Raw genomic sequence first — 6,790 nt, 5'->3', positions numbered from 1 at the left:
GAGACAGGGGTGAGGGTGAGCAGGAGCTCGGCGGGTCTGCCGTCGATCCAGCCTGCTCGCCCGCCGGCCTCGGTGAGGACGGCGTTCGGATGCCGATCAAGGTGGCTGCGCAGCAGGGCAAGGTGGGCGTTCTGGTCCAGGTCGAGGCGCAGCCGTACGTCGTCGTCGCCGATCAGCACCTCCCGCGGGATCTGGCGGGGTTCGCGGTGCTGGTGCCAGGTGTCCAGCCACTGTGACCATGGTGCGGTGCGGGCGGGTAGCGCGGTCGCGGGGATCGTCCAGCGGGCCGGATGCAGGATGGAGCGGCCTCGCCGGACCTGTGGCAGGAACGGCAGTGTGCTCGCGTGTCCCCAGTCGAACCGGGCACAGGGCGCCGTCCATGCCGTCCAGATCTCCGTGAGGAAGCGGACGAGTGGCTGCTGGATGGTCGGCAGCCGCACGCAGTTGACCAGCAGCGGCTCGACCGGCCGCCCGGTGGTGAGCGACACCAGCCACAGCCGCTGGCCGTCGCCGGCTACCGCCAGATCTTTCAGCGTCCAGGGCGGGTTGGGGTGGAAGTCGCCGACGGGCAGGACCGGAAGGAGTTCGGGTGTGCGGGCAAGAGTGGTGAGTCGGGTGTCCAGGGGAGGCGCGGATAGCTGCACGGTGTCTGCGCCGGGTAAAGCGGTCGGCAGGCTTGTATAGACGCCGCGGAAACGTTCCCGCTCGGCGGGAGTGAGCAGGTGCAGGAACCGGGCAGCGGCGACGCCCGCATGCCGGGCCCCGCTCACCACCGTCAACGTGAACATGCCGCGGTCGAGATCGTGCGGTGTCGGGGCGTCGAGGGCGAACCGCAGTTCGGTGTGCGGGATCGGTGGCCGGTCGTCCTCGCCCCGAAGCCGGCCGATCAGATCGTCATCCAGGACCACCTCGGCGCAGCCATCCAGAGCGGACTGCTGCGCGAGCGTCGCGAGCAGACTGTCCCGGACGGTGAACGTCGTCGGGTCACGGCGACGCGAGCCCCGGTAGCCGGCGGGGAACCCCAAGGTGCGCAGGACATCGTCCAGCGGCACGGCCGCGCCCGGACCCCACCTCTCGCTGAACGCGGCATGGTAGGCGGCCCAGCCGGGCAGGTGCGGCGCGACGGCGACGAGCGCGGCGGCGGCTTCCTGCGCCTCGCGGACCACGGCGGGCGGCAGCGTCACCGTGCAGTCGACGTGCAGATCGACCGTGGTCCGGCCGTCCGGTGCGGGGAGGGCGATGTGGTGGGCCAGGTGCGCGGCCGGATCGGTCACGGTCATCGGCGGCCGGATCGCCGACAGCAGGACACCCGTGTTCACCAGGGCGGCCAGCAGGTCCTCGGCCGCCGCCGCGCTGCCGGCCAGTCCGTCGGCCACCGTCGCGGCCAGTTCCTTGAACGGGACGGGGGCGCTGGCTGCCTCGATCGCCAGCCGCACCGGGCCGGTCAGGTCGATCTCGACATCCCAGGCCCGGTCGCCTTCAATGCGGGCACAGGGCAGCACCCATGCTCCGCCCCGCCGATACCCCAGAGAGTTCGTCACGACCGTGACCGATCGCAGGATCGCCCGGTCGCGTTCGGCCACAGTCACGTGATCGGCGATAGACCGGTCATCCGGGCGGGTCACCTCACGATGCCGATCCCCCCAGCGGACCGCCGCACGGGAGCCGAATTCGACCCGAGCGACTCCGGCGAACCTGCCGAACGGGGTCGCCCTGCTCGTCCACCGCAGCAGATACCGGACCGTCGCCTCGACGAGGCGCCGTAGCCTGCGCCTGTCCATGGGCTCGTGGGCCAGCGCACGGATGATGCGGGCGGCCAGGTCGGGCGCGGCCTGCTCGACAGCCGCCGCGAACTCGGGCAGCGCCCACACCTCCCGTAGCCATCCCAGCCACTCCTCGGGCCGGCTCGTGGTGAGGTCGGGCCACGCGGGCAGCGCCAGATCTCGGGGGTAGGAGGCAGCCCTGATCAACGCCGCGTCGACCGCTCGATACATGTCTGGCTCCGCATCGCCGGGTTGGGGGACGGAGGCCCGGCCGCCTTCGGCCGGGCGCTCCCTGGGATGAACGGTGTCAGTCGCTGGTGGTCGTGCAGGCTTGCGACTCCGTGTTGCCGGAGCCGCACTCGTCGTCGGTGCTGGTGGCGTGGCCGCTCGCGACGGACCCGGCGTCGACCAGACGCAGGTTCAGCTCGTACTCGTCGCCCATCAGGGGGTTCCTTTCTCCTTGGTGGTGAAGGCCAGGACGACACGGCTGTGCCGCTTGTCCAGGACCGCCCCGTTCGGCAGGTCACCGTCAGGGGTGTGCGCGGGAAGGACGTGGAGCGTCGGAGACGGTTGACCCGCGTCCACCCACGCACGCATGTGCTCGACCATCCGCCCGGCCGCCGCGGCGGCCTCGGTCCCGTGGGCGTAGGCGCCGAGATCGAACCGCCTGTCGGTCCAGCGCAGCGCCGACCGGTAGGTGAACGTGTCGTCGTCGAGGGTTGCCGGGGTGCCGAACCGCCAGCCCGGGGCGACGACGCCGGACTTGACGGCTGTCGCCTGTGCCGAGAGCACCAGGAAGTGCGTCTCGTGGATGAGGCGGGTTGCCAGCCACAGATCCAGGTCCGCGAGGATGGTGGCGGGCGGCAGGCTCACCCCGACCCACGCCTCCTCGCGGGGCTGCGTAAGGAGGGCACCGACAACGTCGAGGTCGTGGTCGACCCGCTGGTCTTCGTCCAGCCGCAGATGGACACCGTCGGCGATGTCGAGGTACCGCACCTCGTGGGCTCCATCGCCCTGCATGGAGACGAACCCGCACTGGCGGCGGCTCTCACTGACCAGACGGTCCCCGCGGCGTCGCAGCGCCCACGACCGGGTCATCCCGAACGTGCGCAACGGCACGACCAGCACACCGTCATCGGTAAGCTGATCATGCCACGCAGGCGGGATGTCCCACGCCCCGACCGTGACGATGATCAAATCGTAGCGGCGACCGGGCACGATCGGATGCTCGGCGTCCGCGCACACCACGGTCACGTCGTGGTAGCCCGCCGCCGCCAGACAGGCGGCTGCTCGGCCGGTGACCTCGGGGTCGATGTCGACGGTCGTGACCGATCCCGACGGGCCGACCAACTCCCGCAGCAGTGACGCGTTGTAGCCACCGCTGCCGATTTCCAGCGCGTGCCGGCCCTCCAGACCGCCGAGCGCGTTCGCTGCCTGACCGATCATCTCCGCAATCAGGTACGGCGCCGACACGGAGCTGACCGCTTCCGCGCCGCGCATCTTCTTCAGGACGGCCGTGTTCGCGTCGTACGCCTCTTCCAGAGGCAGGCCCGGCGTGAACAGCTCGCGGGGAACGGTCCGCAGCGCCGCCTCCACCTCGGGCCGCAGCACAAGCCTCTTCGCCGCATGATCGGCAGCCAGCCGGTCGACCATTGCGTTCCGGAGACCCTCACTACTCATAGTGTCGACGCTCGTCACGGTGTCCTCTCTCGATGCGTACAGCCGCCGCGGGTCGGACGGCCCTCCTGGCGTTGACGGTCTTTCCAGCGCGGATGGCCCAGGATGGCGGCTTCCTCGACCGCGTTCTCGCGCAACTGCCAAGATCACAGTCACGGTAGGTGTCGCACGCCACCACGATGGCCGGTGTCAGGAGACGAGCCATTCCCCCACCGCGAACGTCTTCTTCGGCATCTATGAGGCCGTTGACCTGCGCGAACACTGCCGTATCCTCGGCTTTATTCGGCGTGATCATGCCGATGCCTTCGGGGGTCCCTCGGGGTGCGATCTCACTCGCCGTCCGGAGGGTGCTGCGGGCTGCACAGAGACCTGTGCGCCCTCCTCATCTCTGCGAACGCTGCCGCTGGCCGCTGCCGGGGATGGCCAGGTGATCGCGATGCGGGTGTGGCGTCGGGCGAGGACAAGGGCGTCGGGGGGCAGCAGCTCGTCGGGGGTGTGCGCGGGGTAGGCGGTAATGCGGGCGTTCAGGCTGGTGCCGTCCCAGGATCTGATGAGGCCGACCAGCTTCTCGACGGTGGTGTCGGCGTGGGGTCCGTGGCCGAAGGCGCCGTACTCGAACTGCTCGCGTGCCTCGCTGGTGGCACGGAAGGTCAGATACGCGAAGCTGTCCCCGTCGAGAAGGGTCGGGACTCCCAGCCCCCAGGAGTGGGCGACCAGGCCGCGGTCCATGGCGGCCTTCGTCGCGGCCAGCAGGCCGAAGTCGGGCAGGGTCATGGCCATCAGCAGGTACAGGCCGTCGAACCTGGTGTTCTTCCCGACGGTGATCCCCGACCACGCCTCCTGCCGTGGCATCGGCAGGGCGGCACGTAGTCCGTCGGCGTCGGCCTGTTGGTCGTCGTCCAGGCGCAGGCGCACGTCGTCGCCGTGGAGCGAGACCAGTCGTTCCCGCCGTTCCCCGACTCCTTGCATGGGCACGAAGCCGCACAGCTCGTAGCCCCGGTCCACCAGACGACCGTTCTCCTGCTCGAAGGCCACCGAGCGGGTCAGGCCCCGCATCCGCAGCGGGACGACGAGCCGGCCGCCTTCGGCGAGCTGGTCACTCCAGGCCGGGGGCAGGTCCCACGCGCAGACGGTGACGATGATCCGGTCGAACGGAGCATGCTCCGGCGCACCGAACTCCCCGTCCGTACGCCGCAGGTGGACGTTCTCGTAGCCCGCCGCCGGCAGGAGTCGGGCTGCCCGGTCGATGACGTCCTGATCGATGTCGATCGAGGTGACCTGGCCGGCCTCGCCTACCAGTTCAGCGAGAAGCGCCGCGTTGTATCCCGACGACCCGATCTCCAGGACCCGCATCCCCGGGCGTACCTCGGCCTGCTCCAGCATCATGGCCTGAATCCGCGCGGCGGACACCGAACTGATGCTGACCCCGTGCTCGTCCTTCTTCGTCACGTAGTGGTGCTCGGCGGCGTACGCCTTCTCCACCGGGACCTCGGGGATGAACAGGTGCCGGAGCACCGCCCGCACCGCCTGCTCCACCTCGGGCGTCACGATCGCCTTCAGCTCGCGCAGTTCCCGAATGAGCTCCTCGCGCAAACGAGGGATATCGGCCGGCTGCGCATCCGAATGATCATGAGTGATCTCGGTTGCTGAGGTAGGCACCAGGCTTCTCCTCGAACTCGGATGGTGACCTTGAGTGATGGCCTGTCGACCCTACGATGCTGACACCCTCCCCGGCGTGGGTGGATCAGGGTGTCGCATCTTGCGAGACCGCCAAGATCACAACCAGGTCGGACGTGAGGCGTCACTAGGGTGCCTGACGCCAAGGGGCGAGTCATTCCCTCCACTGTGAACGTTTTCTTCGTCGTCCAAGAGGTGTCTGACCTGCGGGAACGCTGACCTCGGGGTGCACTTGTTCAACGTGATCATGACAGTTTGTTCGGCAAGTTCCCCAGAGATTTGATCTTGATTTTCCGTCTGGTCTGGATGCCGCTGCGACCAGAGCACGGTGGACCTGCCGTCCTGGGTCTCGCGTCCCGGCGAGTGCCGACGCTGGGGCCACGGGAACTCCGGCCCTGCGCCATGTGCGGCCGTCCGGTGATCCGAACGCCGCGCGAGAGCCAGCTGGCAGCGGACCGCGGCCACCACGGCGAAGCCGCCGACGGGTGGCAGACTGTCCCCCAGGCGCGCGAGTTCCGGCAGGCAATGAAGCAGATCCCCACGGCCACCACCGTCTGACAGCGCGCAAGCCGGCTATCCGGCGCACTCTCCGACGGCCCCCGGATTCTCCCGAGGAAGGACGAGCCTTCATGGCCCAGTTTGATGACCACCGGTGGATGACGCGTGCCATCGCACTCGCTCACCGCTGCCGACCGGCCACCGGCGCCTACTCGGTGGGTGCCGTCATCGTCGACGAGAACAACGAGGAGATCGCGTTCGGGTTCTCCCGGGAAGTCGACGAGGCGGTGCACGCCGAGGAGTCCGCGCTCGCCAAGGTCGCACCCGGCGACCGCCGGCTCGCCACCGCGACGATCTACAGCACCCTCGAACCCTGCTCGCAGCGCAAGTCCCGGCCCCGCACCTGCACTCAGCTCATCCTGGAAGCGAAGATCCCCCGGGTGGTCATTGCCTGGCGGGAACCCAGCCTTTTCGTCGCCGACTGCCAAGGCTACGAACTACTCGCCGCCGCCGGGGTCACCGTTGTGGAAATGTCTGAACTCGGCGAGCAGGCCCGCGCCATAAACGCACACCTGTCCGTCTGACCATCGCTATCCCCCTTTGCCACGCTGGGATACGCGCATGGTCGTTCGGGAGGCCAGGGCCCGACCGGGAGCACGGAGGCAGACCGTCGTACCCAACGGATTCTTGCCGCCAAGGTCAGCTCTCCGCCCGGCGAGGCCGCATAGCTCGTCGAGCGGGACACGGCGTCGTCCATCTCCGCTGTGGTGTCGCAGCGGGGTCGCGAGGCCGTAGGAGCGCACCATACGCACGACCCTGTCGACTACCGTGAAACGGTCGGTTTCGTGCTGTGGGTGGCGGACACGAGATCGTGTCCGGGACCGGAGAGGATGTGCGGCGTTGTCATGAGTAGGCCGAGCCAGCGGGTGGAACAGGACGCGCTGCGGGAACGGATGCGCGCGGTCGGGATGAGCCACGACGAGATCGCCGTCGAGTTCACCCGCCGCTACCGGCTACGCCCCCGCACCGCCCACCGGCAGGCCCGCGGCTGGACCCAGCAGCAGGCCGCCGACCGCATCAACGCCCACGCCGCCCGCACCGGCCTCGACCCCGACGGCGCCGCCACCATGACCGTCCCTTGGCTGTCCCAACTGGAAACCTGGCCGCTCCCACCC

5 protein-coding genes and 1 pseudogene are annotated in these 6,790 nt (G+C 69.4%); 2 read left to right on the top strand and 4 right to left on the bottom strand.

Features of this window, described 5'->3' with window-relative positions; genetic code table 11:
• The 4 genes from NBZ83_RS28725 to fxlM (NBZ83_RS28710) form a co-directional block, all read right to left on the bottom strand.
• Nucleotides 1-1,994: lantibiotic dehydratase family protein (locus NBZ83_RS28725; RefSeq protein ID WP_261576191.1), on the bottom strand; the 1,994-nt coding region annotated here is incomplete at its 3' end.
• 76 nt (nt 1,995-2,070) lie between these two features.
• Nucleotides 2,071-2,205 (bottom strand): FxLD family lanthipeptide, encoded by a 135-nt coding sequence (fxlA, locus tag NBZ83_RS28720; protein WP_256790408.1) that lies wholly within the window; start codon nt 2,203-2,205, stop codon nt 2,071-2,073.
• Entirely contained in the window at nt 2,205-3,443 is a 1,239-nt protein-coding gene (gene fxlM, locus NBZ83_RS28715; protein WP_256790409.1) for a methyltransferase, FxLD system, read from the bottom strand. The genes fxlA and fxlM (NBZ83_RS28715) overlap by 1 nt, the downstream gene beginning before the upstream one ends.
• Nucleotides 3,444-3,731: 288 nt before the next feature.
• Entirely contained in the window at nt 3,732-5,099 is a 1,368-nt protein-coding gene (gene fxlM, locus NBZ83_RS28710) for a methyltransferase, FxLD system (protein WP_256790414.1), read from the bottom strand.
• 647 nt (nt 5,100-5,746) lie between these two features.
• Between fxlM (NBZ83_RS28710) and NBZ83_RS28705 the strand changes: the two genes are divergently transcribed.
• Nucleotides 5,747-6,199 carry a deaminase gene (locus NBZ83_RS28705; protein ID WP_055752713.1) on the top strand — a complete coding sequence of 151 codons (453 nt, stop codon included), beginning with the start codon at nt 5,747-5,749 and terminating at the stop codon, nt 6,197-6,199.
• A 321-nt stretch (nt 6,200-6,520) separates the two neighbouring features.
• Nucleotides 6,521-6,790: pseudogene (locus tag NBZ83_RS28700) on the top strand (hypothetical protein); the annotation flags it as partial.

Origin of the sequence: Frankia gtarii (genome assembly GCF_025403375.1) — a bacterium.
Lineage (GTDB): Bacteria > Actinomycetota > Actinomycetes > Frankiales > Frankiaceae > Frankia > Frankia gtarii.
This window is presented reverse-complemented; position numbering and strand designations above follow the sequence as displayed.